The sequence below is a fragment of the Spirosoma agri genome, assembly GCF_010747415.1.
Lineage (GTDB): Bacteria > Bacteroidota > Bacteroidia > Cytophagales > Spirosomataceae > Spirosoma > Spirosoma agri.
This window is the reverse complement of the sequence record NZ_JAAGNZ010000001.1, coordinates 3543886-3565043: the sequence shown is the minus strand read 5'-3', so window position 1 is coordinate 3565043 and position 21158 is coordinate 3543886. Positions and strand designations below refer to the sequence as shown.

The window sequence follows — 21158 nt, the reverse complement described above, 5'->3', positions numbered from 1 at the left end:
TTTTGGCCTGGGCTTTCAGCAATAGAACAAATCGAATTAGTGTTTTACCAGTTTGACCTGCTGATACTGGGTTGGCGTACGCACCTCCAGAAGCAGCACTCCACTACTGGTCCCCAACGGTAAGCTTACCCGTTCAACGGCCTGGGCCTGCTCAATCCGAATCGTAGCCACCAGCTTGCCTTGCAGATCTACTACACGCACCGCCACCGTTTGTCCCTGTGCCCCATGAATCGCTACTTCAGCGGTAGTACTCTCTACCGGATTACCCAGTACTACTACATTGAAGGCCGGTAATTCGTCGGCGGGCCGACGACCCGAAGCACTGCCACAGGCTGCCAGCCAGTTGTAGCTGAAGCTGGCTTCATTTGCCGTACCCGCCTGGGCGGCTTTGAGCACAATGACCGGATTGTCCAGATATAACCGCAGCTCATACGGACCACCTGCATTCGTGGGAGCCAGTTCGTTGGCCACCGAAAAACTCACCGGTTGGCCCGTCAAACCGCTATACTGTGGGCTGAAACGGATTAGGCGCTGTTGTCCATTTACTGCCTGACAGGTGAGCAAACTTACCCCAGTTATCGCAAAATCCTGCGTAGGCGGTATCGTGATCTGGTTGATGGTCAGTGTAAAACGGGTACTTGCCGATAGGTTGCCGGGGTCAGTGGCTGTGATGCTCACTGTTGATACTCCACTGCTCGAAGGCGTACCGCTGATCACTGATCCATTCAGGCTCAAGCCTGATGGTAGGCCACTAGCGGTTAGGACCAGCGCATCCCCGTTCGGATCGGTGAATGTACCCGCCGGGATGCTGTAGCTGAACGCCTGGTTCACGGCACCCACCTGATTAGGTATTGTTTGTGTAACCGTAGGAGCCCCGTTTACCGGAGGTGTGCTACCGCAGGCTGCCAGCCAGTTGTAGCTAAAGCTCACTTCGCCTGCTGTACCCGCCTGACTGGCCCGCAACTCAATTACTGGATTATCGGTGTACAGGTCCAGACTATAAGGAGCCGCCTGGGTCGTCGGAGCGAGTTCGTTCACCACCCGAAACGTAATCGGCTGACCCGAAAGTCCACTGTACTGGGGCGTAAACCGAACCCGGCGCTGACCGGCCGAGAGCACCTCACAGCTGACTGTATTGACGCTCGCGATTGTAAAAGCCGTTGGCTGGCTCGGTTGGGTCTGCACCGTCAGGGTGAAATTGCTACTGACGGAGAGGTTGCCCGGATCGATGGCTGTGATGCTTACGCCAAACGTACCAGTCTGCGAAGGTGTACCGCTGAGCACGCTACCCGCTACGCTCAATCCGGCGGGCAGACCCGTAGCTGAGTACGTTAGCGGCTGTCCTTCCGGATCGGTGAAGTAACTACTCAGGTTGAGCTGATAAGGCTGATTCACGGTTAGCGTCTGAGCCCCGATACCCAACGTGGTTGGCGGCTGATTGGGGCTGCTACCCGAATTACAGGACGCCAGCCAGTTGTAATTGTAGCGAGCTTCGCCATTACCCGCCTGATTGGCTACCAGCGTAATAACGGGATTATCCTGGTAGAGATTCAGCACATAAGGGGCTGGCTGGGTAGTGGGTGCCAGTTCGCGCACCACCGAAAAACTGATGGGGTTGCTGTTTTGCCCGGCGTACTGGGGGGTGAACTGCACAAGATACTCGCCCCGGCTGGGGTTGGCCTGATAACAGTTGACCATGGTTACGCCTGTGATCGCGAAGTTCGTATTGGGAGCCTGAATGGTTAGCAGCAGGACCGGGGCGGGTGGACTGGTGCAACTGCCCACTGTACAGGTTGCCGAGAGCGTATAGTTGCCCGGCTGGGTGAGCGTATAGACTGACCCGTTGGCCTGGCCTGCCCCCCCCTGTACCTGCCAGGTAAGCGTACCACTGCAACCGCTGGCGGTAACGGAAATGGGCTGATTGACGGTTGTCAGGGCACTGGCTGTCAGGCTTGGTGTGGGCACGGTATTGTCCTGGATCACCTGAGCACTGGCCGTGGCTGTACATCCATTGGTACCTGTAGCCGTCACTGAATAAGTGCCCGCAGCACTCACCGAAATGCTGGGCGTGCTGGCTCCCGTACTCCAACGCAGGGTTGAGACCGAGCTATTGGCCGTCAGTTGCAAGGTCGGATTGGCACAAGTCAACGTACTGCTGGCCGGGGTAATAGTCACCGTAGGCAGGCTATTTTCCTGGCTAACAGCCACACTAGTCGTACTGGAACAACCGCTACCTGAACTCACCGTCACTGAATACGTACCGGCCACATTGACCAGCGCTGTATTTGCCGACTGACTGACCAGACCGGGTCCGCTGAATTGATAGGAGGTTCCTCCCTGGGCCGTTAGCGTGATACTGGGTTGCGCGCAAGTCAGCGTGCCACTCGCTACCAACGTAGCTGTGGGCAGGGGATTCACCGTAACAACCGCAGTGGCACTAGCGTTACCGGCTGTGCTGGTAGCGGTAACGGTCAATGTGAAGGCCGTTGTCGACTCAATCGCGGGGGCAGTCAGGGTAAACTGGGGCGAGGTGCCTGAACCCGAAAAGCCAGCGGGGCTACTACTGAGCGAATAGGTTACGGGAGAACCGATGTTCGTAGCTGTAGCCGTCAGACTGAGCGGACTATTAGCGCATAACTCGTTTACCGACAGAGCCAGGCTAAGCATCGAGTTGTTGACAGTAAAGGTATTGGTGTTGGAGTTTGCACTCACGGCCTGCCCGCTCACTTGAGCCGTGGCGTAGACCGAATGGGTGCTGTTGGCCAGGGCCGTGGGCTGAGTCAGTGACCAGCTTCCCCCGATGGCGGTGGTGGTGCCGATGGCGTTGTTGTCCACATACACCGTCACGGTGCTGCTGGCCGGGGCCGTCCCCGCGTAGGTGGGCGTGCTGGTGTTGAGCTGGCTGCTGTTGGCCGGGCTGGTCACCACCGGAGCCGCCGTGACGGGCTGGCTGTAGGTGATGCTGAACGGGCTGGCCGCTGCGTTACCGTTGCCGGCGGCATCCTGGGCCACATTAGCGGCCACATTGACCACTACCGCTCCGTTGGTCGAGGGGGTCACGTTGAGGGTGTAGATGGTGCCGCTGCCACTGAAGCCAGTGGGTGTGCCGCCGGTCACGCTCACTCCGCCAGCCACCAAACCGGTCACGCTTTCGGAGAAGGTGATGGTGAAGGGGATGGGGTTGGTGCCGGTGGTGGAGCCCGACGGTCCTGCTGAGGAGGTGATGGTCACGGTGGGGGCCACGGCGTCGACCAGGATGCCGGTGGTGGAAGGGACACCGTTGAGGGTCAGGGTGGCGTTGTTACTGACATTGTCGCGGATGGTGCCCCCGTTGAGGGTCAGGGCGGAGGCCAGTGCGATGCCGTCAGTGTCCAGCTCGCCGGTCTGGACGGTGTAAGTAAAGACCAGGGCGGAGCTGCCACTGCCGGAGGTGTAGTTGGCCTGCCGGGTGGTGGAGCCGATGGTGAGTGGCAGTTGTGGGGTTCCCGCGACGGCGACGTTTTCGGCGAAGTTGACCGAGAAGCTCAGCGTCTGTCCGGCGCGGTAGGTGGCGTTGGTGGGTACGTTCACGCTGCTCACTGTGGGGACGGTGGTATCGACGGTAAAGGAGTTGGTGTTGGAGTTTGCACTCACGGCCTGCCCGCTGAGCTGGGCCGTGGCGTAGACTGAGTGGGTGCCGTTCGCTATAGCCGTGGGCTGCGTCAGGCTCCAGGTCCCCCCGTTGGCAGTGGTGGTGCCGATGGCGGTGTTGTCGACGTAGACCGTCACGGTGCTGTTGGCTGGGGCCGTCCCCGCGTAGGTGGGCGTGCTGGTGTTGAGCTGGCTGCTGTTGGCCGGGCTGGTCACCACCGGAGCCGCCGTGACGGGCTGGCTGTAGGTGATGCTGAACGGGCTGGCCGCTGCGTTACCGTTGCCGGCGGCATCCTGGGCCACATTAGCGGCCACATTGACCGTCACCGCTCCGTTGGCCGTAGGGGTCACGTTGAGGGTGTAGATGGTGCCGCTGCCACTGAAGCCAGTGGGTGTGCCGCCGGTCACGCTCACTCCGCCAGCTACCAAACCGGTCACGCTTTCGGAGAAGGTGATAGTGAAGGGGATGGGGTTGGTGCCGGTGGTGGAGCCCGACGGTCCCGCCGAGGAGGTGATGGTCACGGTGGGGGCCACGGCGTCGACCAGGATGCCGGTGGTGGAAGGGACACCGTTGAGGGTCAGGGTGGCATTGTTATTGACATTGTCGCGGATAGTGCCCCCGTTGAGAGTCAGGGCGGAGGCCAGTGCGATGCCGTCAGTGTCCAGCTCGCCGGTCTGGACGGTGTAGGTGAAGACCAGGGCGGAGCTGCCACTGCCCGATACGTAGTTGGCTTGCCGGGTAGTGGTGCCGATGGTGAGTGGCAGTTGCGGGGTGCCCGAGACGATGACGTTTTCGGCGAAGTTGACCGAGAAGCTCAGCGTCTGTCCGGCGCGGTAGGTGGCGTTGGCGGGTACGCTCACGCTGCTCACTGTGGGCGCTGTTTTGTCGATGGTATAAGTCTGTCCGCTAAAGGGCGTGTTGGAAACGGTAGGGGAGACCCCCGAGCTATTAGCTAGATTTAGCGTAAGCGTACCACTGCCCGTGCCCGTGTTTACCGTTACAGTATAGTTAGTGCCCGAACCTGACACGCTGCTGACGCTGGCTCCACTAATGCTGCCGGTCGGTGTTACCGAGAAATTATTCGTCGTAAGGCCCGTCACGCTTGCGGCAAAGACCACTGAGTAAGTTACACTACCTGCACTGGTCGGGATAGTACCTGTCCGATTGATAGCGGTGACGGTCGTGCTGGAGGTTGTAAAACCACCGTTCAGCGCCAGACCGGTATAGGTACTTACCGCTGTTCCGGGAACGATGGCCGTTTCGTTATTTCCACTCGTGGTGTAGCGGTATACCTGGCCGCCCGTTGCCGCATTCGAAACATAAATAGACCCATTGGTGCGATCCAGGGCTAAATCCTGAGGTACGGTTAAAGACGAGTTCGTTCCGTTTATTATTGTGCTTGGTGTACCGGGGAAACTGGCTCCATTACCTACATTTACCTGCTTGAGCGCGTCGTTCGCATCACCAGTCGCATTGCTGCTGGTAAACGTAGTGAAGTAGAGTTGACCGTTTGCCTGATCAAGTGCCAACCCCCCTGGTGCAATGCTTCCACTACCTGCTGCCGCAATTACAACCGTGCGGTTTGAAACGGCCGTACCGCTGCCATTCACCGTATATCGTATTATCGAACCCGTATTGATAAACTGGTCCGATACGTAGAGGTAATTACTGGCTGGATCGAAGACGAGGTCAGCCGGATTCGTAAAACCGCCGTCGGCTGCTGTACCAATAACAAGTGTTGTTGCGGTGAAGGGACCGTTACCAGTTACGTTACTCAGCATCAGCAGTGCATCCGTCACATTATTGGCATCTCCCTGAGAGACATACAGTCGATTGTTGGCTGCGTCAAGGGACAGACCCCGATAGCTGAAGCCGTTGGATGCCACTAGCGCCGTTCGGTTCGATACAGAGTTAGTTGAAGGATTATACAGATAGCGAAATACACCGCCACCTCCTCCACTTGCAGGTACGTATTCATCTACTACGTAGAGAAAATTAGTGGCTGGGTCGTAAAGTAAATCGCTTGGCTGAGTGAAGTTGCCAGCATCGTTAGCCAGTACAGTGCCCGTGGACGGCAGCGAACCATTCAAATCGACTGAAAGTAGTGCATCATTCGACGAAGTGCCGCTACCACGAGTGAGAAATAGCCGCGTAGGTGTCTGTGCGTAGGTGAGCCCGGCAACAAGTGTCAGCAGAAAAGCTAGTAAAAGTGAGAAGCGCATAAGAACTATGGATAAAGATTGAAAAGGGATAGGAATAACCATCAAGGTGTTGTCATGACTCGACAACAGAGTGGTAGGATCAGCTCACGGCGGATTATCCTTTTTAGTCCTTCGAAAAGATGTTTTCATACGTTTGAATGAGTAAAACAGAAATAAGTCAACGCAAAGCAGTGCTCTACGACATAGAGCACTGCTTTGCGTATAGACTGGTCAACACCTCATCCCTCGCCGGGATACCCCAGGAAAACCAGCTTAAGTCGAAGAGTTTATGCGGCTACGGACGGGGCGGATAAAGACCCTCTGTGCAAATGATGTAGTTGAGTCCGAGGTAGGGTTGACGATTCTCGTGGGGCTGGTTTCCGCCTGCTCCTCCAATGCTGTTTGGACTAAGCGAGGTATTGGGGGAGCCATTTGCATAAGTACTGACGGTGACCGAAGTACCACCTTCGTCAGCGCCCGTAGCGGCAGCGAGTAGAACTCCCGAAGGCGACACTTGAGTACCTGAATTTGTCGTAGCATTCAGGGAGTGAGTGTGAACCGGTAGTTGGTTGTTTGTCAGCGTGACGCTTTCCGTACCACCCGCCTCTCCCAAATTATAGTTTTGCAGACCCGGCCCCGAACCGAAACCAACGGCAGTTCGTCCCCGCAAATCAGGCAGCGCAAAGGTACTTACGCCATCGCCCCCGTAGGTGTTGCCCAGCAGGGAGTACAATGCTGAATTTTGACTGATAGAAAGTAATTGACCATTACAAAAGGCCCACCCTTTTATTGGGAAATTTCCTGCGAACAGCTTGACAATACCCATGTACTCATCCATGATTGAAAAAAAGGTTAAAGGTGAAGGAATTGTAAACGTTAATAATCGTTTGGTGTGGATAGAAACTTATATTTTACTTATAAGCTTCTAGTAGGTCAGGAAGTATGTACTCGTAATGTACTAATCGTTCATTTTTGGAAACTATCGGTTAGAATGACTCAATGAGCAGCGTCTAGTTTGCGCATGTGGTAGGCTCGTTGACTCGCTCTATCTAGCAGGTATAAGGCGTGAACGAGACAATTAATTGTCAAACCGCACTACCCGCTTTCCAGACACTCGTAGGGTTGATTTTCAAGTTCTTGGTGGTATGAAAGGTGTAAATTTTGACAATTTTCTGAGGGTTGAGACTGGAATAACTTTGGACGAAAAAGTTATTCAGACTATACAATTGGCACAAAAAATCGCCTTCCCTGTAATTCATCAGTAGTTTTCCCCAAAGCAAAAGAGCGCCTTGCTGAATGGCTAATGGTTTCTTATTGTAGTCCTGACGGGAAATAATCATAGACATGAATAGGCATTCGTAATTAGGTGGTTGATGATCATCATCAGGCCGTAAAGCCACGATCAGTTCGTCTCGTCTAGACAGACATTTTGTTAACCTGGTCGACCACGAAATCAGGGTATTCGTGACATCGCTTGCTCCGTCCGGAATGAACTGATTGTGGGGCAAAGGTCTATTACGTTGAAGGGTATTAAAGGAGTAGAAAGACGCTATTTTCAAATGAAGTAGTTACGCCTATATGAACAAAGAATTTATGCCTGTTTCTGAAAACAGGTATTTTTACGGGTATAGGCCCATGAACAAAGCTCTTTATTTGCCAGGCACAACAAAAAAGAAATACACACAACGATGGATAATTACGATAATCTGGATTTGGTCCCTTATGCCGTTCCATTGGCAATCGCTCAGGATTGGGTTACAAACTGGGTTGACTCTGATTCGGAAAATCAGTCGGCGACTCCCCCAACTGCCATGCGCGCCTTTCTGGTCAGACGGGCTGAAATTGTTGAGCTGCTGAATCAGCTTGATACCGAATTTATCCGGATGTATATCGGTAAAAAGCCCGTTGAAGAAGCTGAGACGGGTAAAAAGCGGATTCGGCCCTGCTTACTGCTGGTGTCGGCGGCCTATCGCAGAGATATTGACCCCACGAGTGAAAAAGACCCTGATACTGTTATCGATCTTATCGGGCACATGAACGACGATGACGCTGCGGCACCGATTCTGGCGGAACAGAATTATAACGTATTCGATTTCACCCACGTTTGCCCTCCGCAGTGCGATGAGGACAGTCCATTATTCATTGCCAGCGATCAGCCGTGTGATTGCTAGTTATAAGATACCCTAGCCCGTATTCTCTTTATGATCGAGCGCTTTTTGCACTGGATGCTTTTAAATGGCTCTTATGTGATGATCATCTCCCTGGGAGTTGCTCTCGTGCGCCGTCGATTTTTACAGGCTGAATTAAAGTATATCGGGGCTTTTCTACTGCTCAGTCTGGTGGGTGAAATCGTTTCGCTCACCCTGTCCAAACTGCACATACCCAATCTATTTCTTCTGCACATCTACACCTTACTCGAATTCAATATAATTGCTTTATTCTACCGACGCTTTTTCTCGGCGTTCTACCCCCGGTGGTTAATTGTTGTATTACTGCTGGTATTCAATAGCTTCGTCGTCCTGAACACACTGTTCTTTCAGCCGCTGACCGTTTTCAACACGTATCCACGGGGCCTGGAAAGTCTGATGGTCATTGGGCTGGCCATCCTGTGCTTTTACAAGATGCTGACCGAACTCGATATCAAGCATCCTGAAACGTATCCTATATTTTGGATAAATACGGGTTTCCTGCTTTATTTCGCGGGAAGTCTCATTCTGTTTTTATTAGCCAATATTACGATTGAGCAACCTAATCAGTCATTAAGTTTGATGTCTTGGGGCTTACATTCCTGTTTGTTTGTCTTAATGCATCTTGCTATTAGTCTTGGTTTATGGCTCAGTCCCAATCTTCGGTAGATTTATACGTATTGCTGTTTGGTGGTTCGATCGCCATTTTATTCCTGGTAGCTGGTCTGATAACGTTTCTTTTGTTGTACCAGAAGCGGCTGGCAAAACAGGAGCTGGCGATGAAACAAATAGAACTGAACTACCAGCGCGACGTAATTTATCGTACGTTGGATGCGGTTGAAGACGAGCGTCACCGGGTGGCCCGTGATCTGCACGACGAAGTAGGCGCTTCCCTCTCCGTCATGCGTCTTTTGGTAGGCCAATTGGTTCAATCCAATCCCATCATCGACCCGGCAGGAAGCAAGCTCAAAGGCCAGATCGATCATACGCTGGATACGATTCGGCGCATCTCCAACGATCTGTTACCGCAAGGGTTAGCTGAACTCGGCTTGGTCTACGCGTTGGAGGGCCTGTGTGAGGATATTATGGCTGTAACGCAGAATGATATCCAGTTACTGGTTCAGGGTACGGTTAACTTTAGCGCCCGGTTCAATCTGACCATATACAGGCTCGTTCAGGAGCTACTGATCAATGCCACGAAATACGCCCAGGCCACCTGCATCGAGCTTCAGATCATAGTTACTACGGACCAGTTCCGTCTTACATACACCGACAATGGCATCGGGTTCAATATGGAAGAAGCGTATCAAAAAAAGAGTCTGGGCCTGAAGAATATTGAAACGCGTACTCAAATGCTTGGCGGGGCTGTTCGATTCAAAACCCACGCGGGTCAGGGATTACACGTCACGGTTGAGGTTCCATTACTGACTGACCTATGAAAACGATCAATATCGCTATTGCTGATGATCAGGTTTTATTTCGAAAAGGCATGTTGTCGATTGTCAACGGTTTCGAAGGCATGCAAGTCACCCTGGAAGCCGACAACGGACGGGTTTTGCTGGACGCCCTCGAAACGGCCTCTCCTTTTCCCGATGTGGTGCTGCTGGATCTGTCGATGCCGGAGCTGAATGGGGTTGAAGTCACCAAGCGATTGAACAGCATGTATCCGGCCCTCAAAATAATAATTTTATCGGTTTATGGCGAAGACCGATTTGTCATCCACATGATTGACCTGGGAGTAAATGGGTTTCTGTTCAAAAATGTAGAGCCGTCGGAGGTAGAACGGGCTATCCATACCGTTGTCGAAAAAGAGTTTTACGTCAACGATGTATTTCTGACGGCCATGAAAAACCGGTTATCGATCAAGAAGCCGCGTCAATTGCTAAACGTCGATCTTGCCTCCAGTTTAACCGCGAGAGAAGTGGAAATACTCAACCTGATATGCCGGCAACTGACCGCCCAGGAAATTGCCGATCAGCTCAATATCAGCACCCGAACGGTCGATGGCCACCGAAACCATCTGCTGGAGAAAACCGGTGCCCGCAACACCGCTGGCCTGGTCATCTTTGCCGTGAAAAATCATTTGCTGGACCCGGCTTCACTCCTTTAATTCAGAATTTCGTCGTGCCTGCTACTGTCGGGCTTTGACCGGCGATTTCAATACCACACGCTCGCTCTTCGTTCAAACGACTATCCTTGCTGTAGTCAGGCAAGGAAGACTAAACGTGTTCTGCCAGCATGAACATCTTCATGGCTCGGCATAGCTTGGTCTGGTGCTACCAACGAACCTCCGCTTGCCTGATAAAGCTGAGTTATCGTATCTTCGCTCGATCCCTCTTTTAGATACGTATGCACCAAACACTACTTCTTTGTTTGTCATTGATGCTTGCCGTTTCGTTGCTGGTCATGGCCGGTCAGCGTTTACGAATTCCGGTGCCCATTTTTCTGGTGTTGAGTGGTTTAGCGGTAAGTCTGGTGCCGGGTATTCCGCTCGTCGAAGTCAATCCTGACTTAATCTTTCTGATTTTCTTACCGCCTTTACTCCATGAAGCGGCCTGGTTCATGTCCTGGAAAGAGTTCTGGCGCTGGCGACGGATCATTGTTGTACTCGCCTTCGGGCTGGTGATTTTTACGTCGGTTGCCGTCGCTTATGTGTCGAGTGCGGTCATTCCGGGGTTCACGCTGGCCCTGGGATTTCTACTCGGAGGGATTATTTCACCGCCCGATGCGGTTGCGGCAACGTCGGTTTTGAAGAATGTTAACCTTCCCAAAGGGGCTATCAGCATTCTGGAGGGTGAGAGTTTAGTGAACGATGCGTCGAGTTTGGTCGTATTTCGCTTTGCGCTGGCCGCTATTTTATCCGGTTCATTCGTGTGGCAGGAAGCCTCCGTCGATTTTGTAATGGTCACGGTGATGGGTGTTGTTGTTGGCCTGGCCGTGGCGTGTGTATTTTACGCGATTCATCGATGGCTTCCTACGTCAACCCGAATCAGTATTCTGCTGACCTTCATGGCTCCGTACATCATGTACATGACGGCCGAAGAATTTGATGTTTCGGGGGTTATGGCGGTAGTGAGTGGAGGGCTGTTTTTGTCGAACCAGAGCCACGTGATCCTGAACCATAGCTCGCGGATTCAAGGAGTGGGGATGTGGGCTACGGTCGTTTTCGCTTTAAACGGACTGGTCTTTATTCTGATCGGGCTCGAACTACCCGTCATCATCAATAGTCTGGGCGACTACTCAAAAACCGAAGCCATTGTCTACGCGCTGCTGATCACGGCGGTGGTCATTGTTACGCGGATGGTGTTCACGATCTCGTCAGCCTACTTCACGCAGTTCATTGGAAAATACATTACGGTGGCTCAGCGTAGACCTGGCTGGCGTGGTCCTATTATTCTGGGATGGGCAGGTATGCGGGGTGTGGTATCGCTGGCGTCGGCCTTATCCATCCCGCTGACCTTACAGAACGGCACCCCATTCCCGCACCGGAATCTGATTCTGTTCATCACGTTTGTGGTGATACTGGTTACGCTGGTTTTTCAGGGGCTGACCCTGCCGCTCGTTATCCGGTGGGTCGACTACAAAGACCCCGACGAGCGAATACCCGACGATGAACAGGAAGCGTTGATCCAGCTGAAGCTGCTCAAGGTTGCGTTGACCCATCTTCAGGAAAACTACGCTACTGAATCAGGAAATAATGAGCTGGTGAAGAACCTGAAGGATAGGCTGGAAAGCGATATGCACCAGACGAAACAGCACTTACATTGCCTGGAGAGCGATGACGAAAACGTCACGGAATACAACCAGATTATTGCCGACATCATTGCTGTTAAACGGACTGAGCTACAGCGATTGCGTGGCAAACAGGAGTTCGACGATGACCTGATCCGGAAGGAAGAAGCGCGGATGGACCTGGAAGAGGAAAAGATCAATCACCCGATCCACTAACGCATATTGAACACTCTCTTCATAGTCGATCACACAAAAAATGCCCCGGCCACGAACGAGTGACTGGGGCATTTAACTTAGACCTCATCCGGATCAACCAAATGAATTGATGTGCTTCTGGAAGATGGCTTCGAACTTGCTGGCGGCTGCCGTTTGCTTGGCTTCCTTACAGGCTTCAACGATCGTTTGCAGGATGTACAGATCGGCGTCAGGACTGCCGAACCGTCTGCCCGTTTTATCGTACGACAGGTTCTGGTCGGCGCGGGTTGCCATCGTGTTCGCAATGTCGAGCGCCTTTTTATCGTCACCAACCGTAAACAGGAACCGAACGTAATTGGACGAAATCTGGTCGTACGGGATGCTCTTATCGGGAATTACCTTAAGCGAAAAATCGAGTACTTCGCGGGCTTTATCCTTCTTGCCTTCACGGATCAGCTGGTCGGCCAGGCGGAAGAACGCGATGCGGGCCGAAATAACGGGGGGGCCTTTGTAGGTTTCGTCATAATACACATCCGGGTTGTTGAACTCACGCCAGAACGTCTTCTTCAACATGTTGTTGTACATGATGTCGGAGTTCACGTAGCCATCCGTTGCGCCGGGTACCGCCACCGGCATCAGCCGATATGCGTAACCTTCCAGCTGCATGTAGTTCTTCAGGCTCAGGTAGTTGTCGCTGGCCAGCGTGCTGGAGAAATAGATCGGACGTTTCCAGTTGTTGGTCGCAATCATATCGAGCATGATCAGATCAGGCTTGTATAGATCTTTCTTCCCGATTGTCCACTGCAACGTGTCCTTGATCATGGGTTGCAACATCGCCGGAACGAAATTAGCTTTGCTGATCGCTTCCTTATCGATAGGCAGAAACAGCACTGACGATGGCAGTACACTCGTCATATCACCACTCGTGAGCGGCACCTGAATGGCCGGATTATTGGTCTTGATCAGGTTGATGTACTGCTTGAGATCGATACCGTTTTTCACGCCTGGCACCTCATAGAACGGCACGATGTCATTCTTGCCTTTGTTGAAGTTGTCGTACGCCAGCGAAATGGGCAGCGCATCCGATTCGTAGGTTTTACGCTTCATCTGCTGAATGTACCACTCCGTGCCCAGCAAGCTCAGGTTACACACGCGAACGTCGCGACGGAATCCTTCGACTTCCTGAACGTACCAGAGTGGGAACGTATCGTTATCGCCACCGGTGAACAGGATGGCATTCGGCGCGCAGGAGTTCAGCAGATTTTTGGCGAAATCGACGGACTGGTAGCGTTTGTCCCGGTTGTGGTTATCCCAGCTTTTGGCGCCCATCATGACCGGCACGAGCAGCGACAAACCAACGACCAGTCCATTGCGGGCCATATCGGCTTTGAGATAGGTTCGTAGTCCTTCGGCAATCGCCATCACGCCCAGGCCGAGCCAGATCGCAAAGAAATAGAACGAGCCGACATAAATATAGTCACGTTCGCGCGGCTCCGACGGGGGCGAATTCAGGAATATCTGTAACGCAATACCCGTGAAGAGGAACAGCAATCCAACGATCAGAAAATCGCGACGACGGCGGAAATACTGGAAGACGATACCGAACAGGCCGAGCATGAACGGCAACATAAAGAAGTTGTCGCGGGCTTTGTTTTCTTTCAGCAGATCGGGTGCGTTCTGATCGGTAGACCAGGGCAGCAGATAACCCGCGCCTTCTTCGTCGCTTTCCCGACCGGCAAAGTTCCACATCAGGTACCGCCACCACATATGGCCGAGCTGATAGTCGAACATATATTTCAGGTTGTCGCCCATGGTTGGTTTTTGCCCTTCGGCCAGCCCCAGCATTTGCCGGTAAAGCTGTGGGTGATTCTGCTGGCTGCTGTAGACGCGGGGGAACAGCATCTCATCACCGGGAGCATACACGTATTCGGGCTGGTGATCGAAGACGACATACTTATTGCCTTCTTTCTTCCACATAGCGGCTCCCTGTTTCTGATCGACGGGCCGGGCCGTAAAGACCGGACCATACAGCAGCGAACGGCTACCGTACTGTTCCCGACGCAGGTATGACAGAAAGTTCAGCGCATCGCTGGGATCGTTCTCGTTGATGGGCGGGTTGAAATCAGCCCGTACCAGCACCTGCATGTACGATGCGTAGCCAATCAGAACGAAGGCCAGCGCTAACAGCGACGTGTTAAGTATCGCCCGTTTCTGCTTGACTGACCAGATGATACCGTACGTTACAGCGCCGAGGAAGACAACAATAAAGAAGAACATCCCCGAGTTGAAGGGCAGACCGAATGTGTTGACAAACAGCCGCTCGACCGCAAAGGCCATGCCCGGCAGACCCGGAATGATACCTGAGTTGATAATACCCAGAATCGCCAGACCGACAGTAAACGCAGCCGCACCACCCCAGAAGGTTGGCTTGGGGTATTTTTTGAAATAATAAATCAGGGCCAGTGCCGGTAGCGTTACCAGGTTCAGTAAGTGAACGCCGATCGAAAGACCGGTCAGGTAAGCAATTAAAATCAACCAGCGATTGGCAGCGGCTTCGTCCTCGATGCGCTCCCACTTGAACGCGGCCCATACGACAATGGCCGTAAAGAACGACGACATGCCATATACTTCCGCTTCAACGGCTGAGAACCAGAACGTATCTGAGAACGTGTACGCTAACGAACCAACGGCACTCGTTCCGAGAACCAGCAGTGTGTCGGCGGTCGAATACTCGCTCTCTGCTTTGTCCAATAGCTTCTGCCCCAGCATCGTGATGGTCCAGAACAGGAACGCGATGGTGAACGCGCTGGCCAGTACCGAAGCCATGTTGATCCAATAGGCTACGCTGGTCAGGTCACCAAACGACATCATGGAAAAAAGCCGTCCCAGCAGGAGGAAGAAGGGTGCTCCCGGTGGGTGAGGAACCTGTAGTTTAAACGAACACGCAATGAACTCACCACAATCCCAGAAACTGGCCGTACGTTCAACGGTCATCGCGTAGGTAATGAGCGCGACAGCGAAAACGAGCCAGCCTGCGAGGGTGTTCAGGCGTTTGAATGACTGCATATAAGTAAAGATTAACTGACTGCTTTTGTGTAAGTAACTGCCAAAAATACGTAAAAAAGCAGCCCGACCGGGCTAGAGCGGGCTGTTAAAGTTTGTTAACCGGGAAAACCATCCCTCTTGTCTGGTCTAAAGGCACTATGCTTATTGCCTACGGATAGATTTCCTTGCGTGCGGCTTTCAGCGTGTTTTGCATCAGTGAGCAGATCGTCATCAGGCCGACACCACCGGGAACGGGCGTAATGAAACTCGTTTTGGGTGCCACTTCGTCGAACTTGACATCGCCTTTGAGGGCAAAACCACTTTTTTTGCTGGCATCGGGTACCCGTTCCAGACCTACATCGATCACAATGGCTCCTTCTTTAACCATATCTGCCGTGACGAATTCCGGTTTACCCAGAGCCGCCACCAGAATATCGGCGGTACGGCAGATCTCCGCGAGGTTTTGCGTGCGGCTGTGGGTGAGCGTGACGGTGCAGTTACCGGGGTAGGTGTTACGCTGCATCAGGATCGACATAGGTAGTCCAACGATCTGACTACGACCAACTACGACGCAGTGCTTACCTGCGGTTTTGATATCATACCGCTTGATCATTTCGAGTACGCCCTGCGGGGTGGCCGAAATGTAGGCGGGTAAGCCTTTAGCCATGCGGCCGATGTTGATCGGATGGAAACCGTCAACGTCTTTGGCGGGATCGATCGTTTCCATTACCCGGTCGGCGGAGATATGATCAGGTAATGGGAGCTGAACGATCAGACCATCCATGTCGGGATTGTTATTGACCTCGCGGACTTTGTCGAGCAGTTCGGCCTCTGAAACCGACGGATCGAAGCGAATCAGGGTGGAGTGCATCCCCACTTCTTCGCAGTTTTTCATTTTAGAGGCTACGTAGGTTTCGGAAGCCCCTTTATTGCCGACAAGAATAGCGACAAGGTGCGGAATTTTGCCGCCCTGCTCGCGAATTTGTGCGACCTCAGCCGCGATTTCCTGTTTGATTTGTGCCGAAAGGAATTTACCGTCAAGGAGTTGCATAGATGTCCTGGTGATCGTTGTGCTTGCTTGGCGACTCTTGTGTTCGATGTGCTGAGCGAACACGGAGTCTGTAAAGAAGGCACAAAGCTACACAAAGATTACCCGTACTGTTCCTGCCAGGCCTTTTTCAGCTTTTTGTAATCCGAATCTTCTCTCGCTTCCAGGTATTTCGCGTAGAAGATTCGGGCGGATTCCGCTTTTATCGGGTCTTCTTCGCGGGGGAGTTGTTCACGACCGTGTGCCCCCGAGCGACCTTTCTGATCATCGGGTACGGGGCCGTCGTACTTTTGACCGGTGCGGTGGTTCGCATATCGCCTGGATCGGGTATAGCCCATCTGGAGAAACTTCCGGGCCATATCCATACCGATGAAATCGCCTTTTTCCTTGTAATCCTGGAACAACTGAAAAATCTTCTCCGATGATTCGCGGGCAATGTCTGGTGTTTTAAAGCGCCAGTAGGGGAGAATTTCCGATTTATAGGGCTGCACGAGCAGAACACCCATCTCTCCCTTGCCCACGCGATAGAGTTCAGGCTGCTCACGCAGGTTCAGATGCCTGTAGTCAAGGTCGTAATTGAAGGATCGATCGTTCGCTGGCATACGTCGCGGGCAACAATGATAAAGGGGCGTTAAGGGGCCAGCCACACCTGTTTGGATTCCGGTTCGTACTGAAACAGAGCCCGCGTTTGTCCTTTTCGACTCAGGTGTAGGTACTCCATTGACAACGTCCGGCATTCAATGACCGCAAAGTTTTTACGCCCTGCTTCACTTTCTTCTTTCGTAGGCAGGTTTTCGCCCAGCTGTTCCGGAAAACCTTGATACGGAGCGGGCTGCTCACTGCCCGGCTTTCTTTCTGACAAATAAATCTTCCGGCTTCCCAGTCCAAGGGTATGCCATTGGTCATCCGCTACGTAGTCGTCCGTGTGCAATCTAGTCTCGACAACCAGCCGCAATTGCCGCTGTTGCTTGTCGTCCCAGAACAGGAGCGTAGCGGTCGGGAAGGCTTCGAGCTGTATGACTTTCTCCGACCGGGCATCGGTGTGAAACCAAAGGTATTTGCGAATAACATCCACCTGTCGCAGCACAACCATTCTGGCTCCGGCCCCGGTATTGGTGCAGGTAGCAACTACTAATGTTTTGAAAGGGTCTGCTTCGCTATCGGCTGCTGACGCGAGTTGTTGCCAACTTTCCTGTTCGAGATTCGGTAGCGATGGAGCGTCCGTTTGAACGTTCGGGGTAGTAGTAGTCAGTTGCTCTGTATCGGGCATAAAACAGTCATAAATCACAATCGAAGGAATAACGGACGGATACCTTTTTTGTTCATGTTGTGCGCTTTCGGCCTGGTAAGCAACCAACGAGGTAAACGTAAGCCGTCTGGAAGCATTGATCTGGGGCCTGCTAGCCAGTAAAAGAGCCGGATGAACGACGCTGAACCGTTCGCTGAAAACCCCGCCAACTATAGAACCGGATCGCGCATTCGCTAGTTACATATCTAGATCGACAGGTCGCCCGATCGTTTACTATACAGCTCAATGTGTTTCCATAAATCTCTGGCCGTCAAGGCCGCCGAACTCGAAGCCCGCTACAAGGCTGCTTTGCCTGATTCTGCTGATTTTCAGCCGGTCTATCACGCCAATGCGTACCAGTTTCCGACCTGGCCGATCATAACAAGACAGGAGCCAGAACGCATTCAGATGATCCAGTGGGGGCTGATTCCGCGCTGGACCAAAAGCCGCGATAATGCCGATGATATCCGTGCGAAAACGATCAATGCCCGTTCCGAAACGATCTACGAAAAGCCATCCTTCCGGGCGGCTGCCCAGTCTGGTAAGCGGTGTCTGATTCCGGTTACGGGCTTCTATGAATGGCATACGATGGGCAGTAAGAAATTTCCATTTTATATCAGCACGAAAGATCAGACGATAGCATCGATTGCGGGTTTATGGGACGAATGGCCCGATCCCGAAACCGGCGAGCTGGTGCAGACCTACACACTGCTGACTACCGAGGCCAATCCATTGCTGGCGGCTATTCATAACACAAAAAAGCGGATGCCCTGCGTGCTGACACCGGCCCAGGAACAGACCTGGCTACATGACGATCTGAGCGAAGCAAAGGCGCTGGCGTTGCTGGCAGAACCGTACCCGGCCAGAGAGATGCACAGCTACAGCATCAGCAAACGGATTACCTCCCGAACGGAGCCGAGTGATGTGCCCGAAGTGCTTGCCCCATCGGAGTATACAGAGTTGAAAAATCAACCTGCATTATTTACCTAAGTAATCCGTCCCGCTCGTCCCCATTGCGGTCCGCTTGTGTAGTATTAGGGGATGAACTGCTTTATTACTCGTTTTTTTGCGCATTAAATTGTCTTTTTCCGGGACAAATTCCGGATCTATTATCCTGTTCTATTGGTATAACCTGACTATGAAACACACATTACGTACTTTTTTGATGGCTACTGCTGTACTGGCTGCGACAAATGCGGCTCATGCACAGTTCCCGTCGATTCCGGGTGGGGGAGGACAGCGTCCCGCTGCAATTCCTGGTACATCCAGTGACGATACGCCCCGTGGCAATGCCAAACTGACGGGTACTGTTGTTGATTCGACGACCAGTAAGCCTGTTGAATTTGCCAGTATCGCGTTGATCGATACGAAAACCAACAAACCCGTCGACGGAACCGTAGCCGATGAAAAAGGACGGTTTACGCTTACCAAACTGCCGCAGGGCGACTTTCAACTGCTGATTTCTTTCGTTGGTTACCGCAATAAAACGGTGTCCAGCGTTAAGCTCAACCGTAAAGGCGATGTCGATCTGGGAACGGTCAAGCTCGGGGCCGATGTGCGCACGCTGAAAGAGGTGGAAGTTGTTGGTCAGGCTTCACTGGTAGAAGAAAAAGTGGATCGGCTCGTCTACAACGCCGAAAAAGATATTACCGCTAAAGGGGGTGACGCTACGGATGTGATGCGTAAAGTGCCGCTGCTGTCGGTGGATCTGGACGGGAACGTGAGCCTGCGGGGAAGCAGCAACGTGCGGGTGCTGATCAACAACAAACCGTCAACGATCGTCGCCAGCAGCGTAGCCGATGCTCTGAAACAGATTCCGGCTGACATGATCAAAAGTGTGGAAGTCATCACATCGCCTTCGGCAAAATACGATGCAGAAGGATCGGCGGGGATCATCAACATTATCACCAAGAAAACGACCTTGCAGGGGTTCACGCTTAACCTCGATTCGGGGGTTGGTAACCGGGGTACGAACCTGGGCCTGAACGGGAACTTACGCACGGGTAAGATGGGCTTTAGCCTGAGCGGTTTCGGTCGCGCGAACTACAACGTAATCGGTAAGTTCGCCAACACGCAGCAGACGTTCGGCAGCCGGGGTACGACGACAACCGAGCAAACCGCCGACACGCGTAATCATGGTATCTTCGGCCAATATACGCTTGGCTGGGATTATGATATCAGCAAGAATAGCTCAATAACCGCCAGTTTACGGTACGGTGCCCGGAACAACTACCAGAATCAGGATAATTTCCTGACGCGGACCACCTCGCCAACGGCTTATTTTCCTACGGTCAGTAACCGGAACGTCCTGACCAAAGATCTGTCAGGTACGGTAGATGCGAACGTCGATTATACACGTACGTACGCCAAGCCACAGCAGGAGCTAAGCATTTCCGCGCAGTATAGCCGCAATAACCGAAACAACGATTTCACCGCTGATATCCTGAGCTCGGCTGATTTCTCGACCATTGTGTCGCGGCAGCAGAACCTGAACAATAGCTACAATCAGGAATCGACCATTCAGGCTGATTACCAGACGCCTATCGGTAAAAATCAGATGATCGAGTTCGGCGGTAAGGGCATCTACCGGCAGGTTGAGAGTGCTTTCAGCTACAACTATTCAGTCGGAACAGGTGGTTTGGTAACGGATCCGACGCGATCACCCAACACGCTGAATTACGATCAGAGCATTGGCGCAGGGTACGTATCCTACACGATCACGACCAAGAACAAATACACGATCAAGGCCGGAACCCGTCTGGAGCACACAACCATCAATGCTAACTACAGCCAGAACCAACCCGGCGAACAGGGTGGACAGGCCGGTCAGGATCTGGGTATTCCCAATTATAACAACCTGGTGCCGAGCCTTAACATATCGAAGGCGCTGAAAGGTGGTAAAACGGTGAAGATCGCCTACAACCGTCGTCTGCAACGGCCCGGTATTCAATTTCTGAATCCGAACGTCAACACATCGAACCCGACCAACATCACGCAGGGTAACCCATTACTGTCGCCTGAGCTAACTGACAATTTTGAGTTGAGCAGCAGTGCCTATATCAAAAGCGTTTACCTGAACGTTGCCCTGTTTGCCCGCCAGACGAACAACTCGATCACGAATGTGCGCGATACCGTGACAACCAGTGTTGGTCAGGTCACGAATCCGGCGTTATCGCAGGTGATCCGGACAACGTACCTGAACATCGGTAAAGAGTCGGCGTACGGAGCCAACGTGTTCGGTAACGCAACGCTGTTTTCGAAATGGCAGATCGGTGGTGGATTCGACGTGTACTACGCTTACCTGACCAACAACAGTTCGACGTTCATCTACAACGCGACGAACTCGGGCTGGGTGGTCACGGGTCGTTTCTTCACGAACCTGACCATCAAAAATGGCTGGGGTGTTCAGGGCTTCGGCTTCATTCGGGGAAAACAGGTGCAGTTACAGGGTACGCAGGGCGGGTTTGCGTTCTACAGCCTGGGCGTAAAGAAAGACCTCAAAAATAAACGGGGTAGCTTTGGCATTGCGGGTGAGAACTTCTTCAGCCATCCGTTCACTGTTCGTTCGGAATCAGCGTCGCCTATCTTCACGCAGAACAGCCTTACGAGCCTGTATAATGCCGGTGTCCGCGTAAACTTCAGCTACAAGTTCGGTAAGCTCAGCTTCGATCAGCCACAACGGCAGAAGAAATCAGTCAACAACGATGACGTGAAAGGTGGTGAAGGGGGCGGTGATAACGGTGGTCAGCAGCAGCCAGCCACGCCCGCAGCCGGTGGCGGACGTCGTCCGAGATAATGTAAATGCACCGCGGTAAATGGGTAAATCAGTTAA

General features: G+C 52.8%; 14 protein-coding genes. 7 read left to right on the top strand and 7 right to left on the bottom strand.

The genetic code is table 11. The annotated features are described in order from the left end of the window. Window positions 1-36 precede the first annotated feature (36 nt). From GK091_RS14805 to GK091_RS14795, 3 genes are all read right to left on the bottom strand, one after another. Entirely contained in the window at window positions 37-5853 is a 5817-nt protein-coding gene (locus tag GK091_RS14805) for a putative Ig domain-containing protein (RefSeq protein ID WP_164039643.1), read from the bottom strand. Window positions 5854-6127: 274 nt separating this feature from the next. Further along, window positions 6128-6670 carry a phage tail protein gene (locus tag GK091_RS14800; RefSeq protein ID WP_164039641.1) on the bottom strand — a complete coding sequence of 181 codons (543 nt, stop codon included), beginning with the start codon at window positions 6668-6670 and terminating at the stop codon, window positions 6128-6130. Window positions 6671-6917: 247 nt separating this feature from the next. After that, entirely contained in the window at window positions 6918-7172 is a 255-nt protein-coding gene (locus GK091_RS14795; RefSeq protein WP_164039637.1) for a hypothetical protein, read from the bottom strand. Window positions 7173-7520: 348 nt separating this feature from the next. On the opposite strand from GK091_RS14795, the gene GK091_RS14790 reads away from it, so the two are divergent. The 5 genes from GK091_RS14790 (at window position 7521) to GK091_RS14770 (ending at window position 11966) form a co-directional block, all read left to right on the top strand. Continuing rightward, a complete protein-coding gene (locus GK091_RS14790; RefSeq protein ID WP_164039634.1) occupies window positions 7521-8003 on the top strand; it encodes a hypothetical protein in 483 nt (160 codons plus the stop codon). A 30-nt stretch (window positions 8004-8033) separates the two neighbouring features. Continuing rightward, on the top strand, window positions 8034-8687 hold the full coding sequence (locus GK091_RS14785) for a hypothetical protein (RefSeq protein ID WP_170312656.1): 654 nt from the start codon (window positions 8034-8036) through the stop codon (window positions 8685-8687). Continuing rightward, window positions 8663-9457, top strand: coding sequence for a sensor histidine kinase (locus GK091_RS14780; protein ID WP_164039631.1), 795 nt, complete (start codon window positions 8663-8665; stop codon window positions 9455-9457). Before GK091_RS14785 ends, GK091_RS14780 begins: the two co-directional genes overlap by 25 nt. Continuing rightward, complete coding sequence (locus GK091_RS14775) at window positions 9454-10128, top strand: response regulator transcription factor (protein ID WP_164039627.1); 675 nt, start codon at window positions 9454-9456, stop codon at window positions 10126-10128. Before GK091_RS14780 ends, GK091_RS14775 begins: the two co-directional genes overlap by 4 nt. A 239-nt stretch (window positions 10129-10367) precedes the next feature. Continuing rightward, window positions 10368-11966 carry a Na+/H+ antiporter gene (locus tag GK091_RS14770; protein ID WP_164039624.1) on the top strand — a complete coding sequence of 533 codons (1599 nt, stop codon included), beginning with the start codon at window positions 10368-10370 and terminating at the stop codon, window positions 11964-11966. 93 nt (window positions 11967-12059) lie between these two features. On the opposite strand, the gene GK091_RS14765 is transcribed toward GK091_RS14770, so the two are convergent. From GK091_RS14765 to GK091_RS14750, 4 genes are all read right to left on the bottom strand, one after another. Further along, entirely contained in the window at window positions 12060-15011 is a 2952-nt protein-coding gene (locus tag GK091_RS14765; RefSeq protein ID WP_164039622.1) for a glycosyltransferase family 117 protein, read from the bottom strand. A gap of 148 nt (window positions 15012-15159) precedes the next feature. Next, window positions 15160-16041: a bifunctional 5,10-methylenetetrahydrofolate dehydrogenase/5,10-methenyltetrahydrofolate cyclohydrolase gene (locus GK091_RS14760; RefSeq protein WP_164039619.1), complete on the bottom strand. Its 882-nt coding sequence runs from the start codon at window positions 16039-16041 to the stop codon at window positions 15160-15162. Window positions 16042-16139: 98 nt separating this feature from the next. Continuing rightward, entirely contained in the window at window positions 16140-16640 is a 501-nt protein-coding gene (locus GK091_RS14755; protein ID WP_164039617.1) for a DUF4385 domain-containing protein, read from the bottom strand. A gap of 29 nt (window positions 16641-16669) precedes the next feature. Then, the gene (locus GK091_RS14750) at window positions 16670-17308 is read right to left on the bottom strand and encodes a pyridoxamine 5'-phosphate oxidase family protein (RefSeq protein WP_164039613.1); all 639 of its coding nucleotides are present in this window, start codon (window positions 17306-17308) and stop codon (window positions 16670-16672) included. A 264-nt stretch (window positions 17309-17572) separates the two neighbouring features. Between GK091_RS14750 and GK091_RS14745 the strand changes: the two genes are divergently transcribed. Both GK091_RS14745 and GK091_RS14740 read left to right on the top strand, forming a co-directional pair. Next, window positions 17573-18316, top strand: a complete 744-nt coding sequence (locus GK091_RS14745) for an SOS response-associated peptidase (protein ID WP_164039610.1) — start codon at window positions 17573-17575, stop codon at window positions 18314-18316. A gap of 148 nt (window positions 18317-18464) precedes the next feature. After that, a complete protein-coding gene (locus tag GK091_RS14740; RefSeq protein WP_164039607.1) occupies window positions 18465-21122 on the top strand; it encodes a TonB-dependent receptor domain-containing protein in 2658 nt (885 codons plus the stop codon). The last annotated feature ends 36 nt before the right edge of the window (window positions 21123-21158 follow it).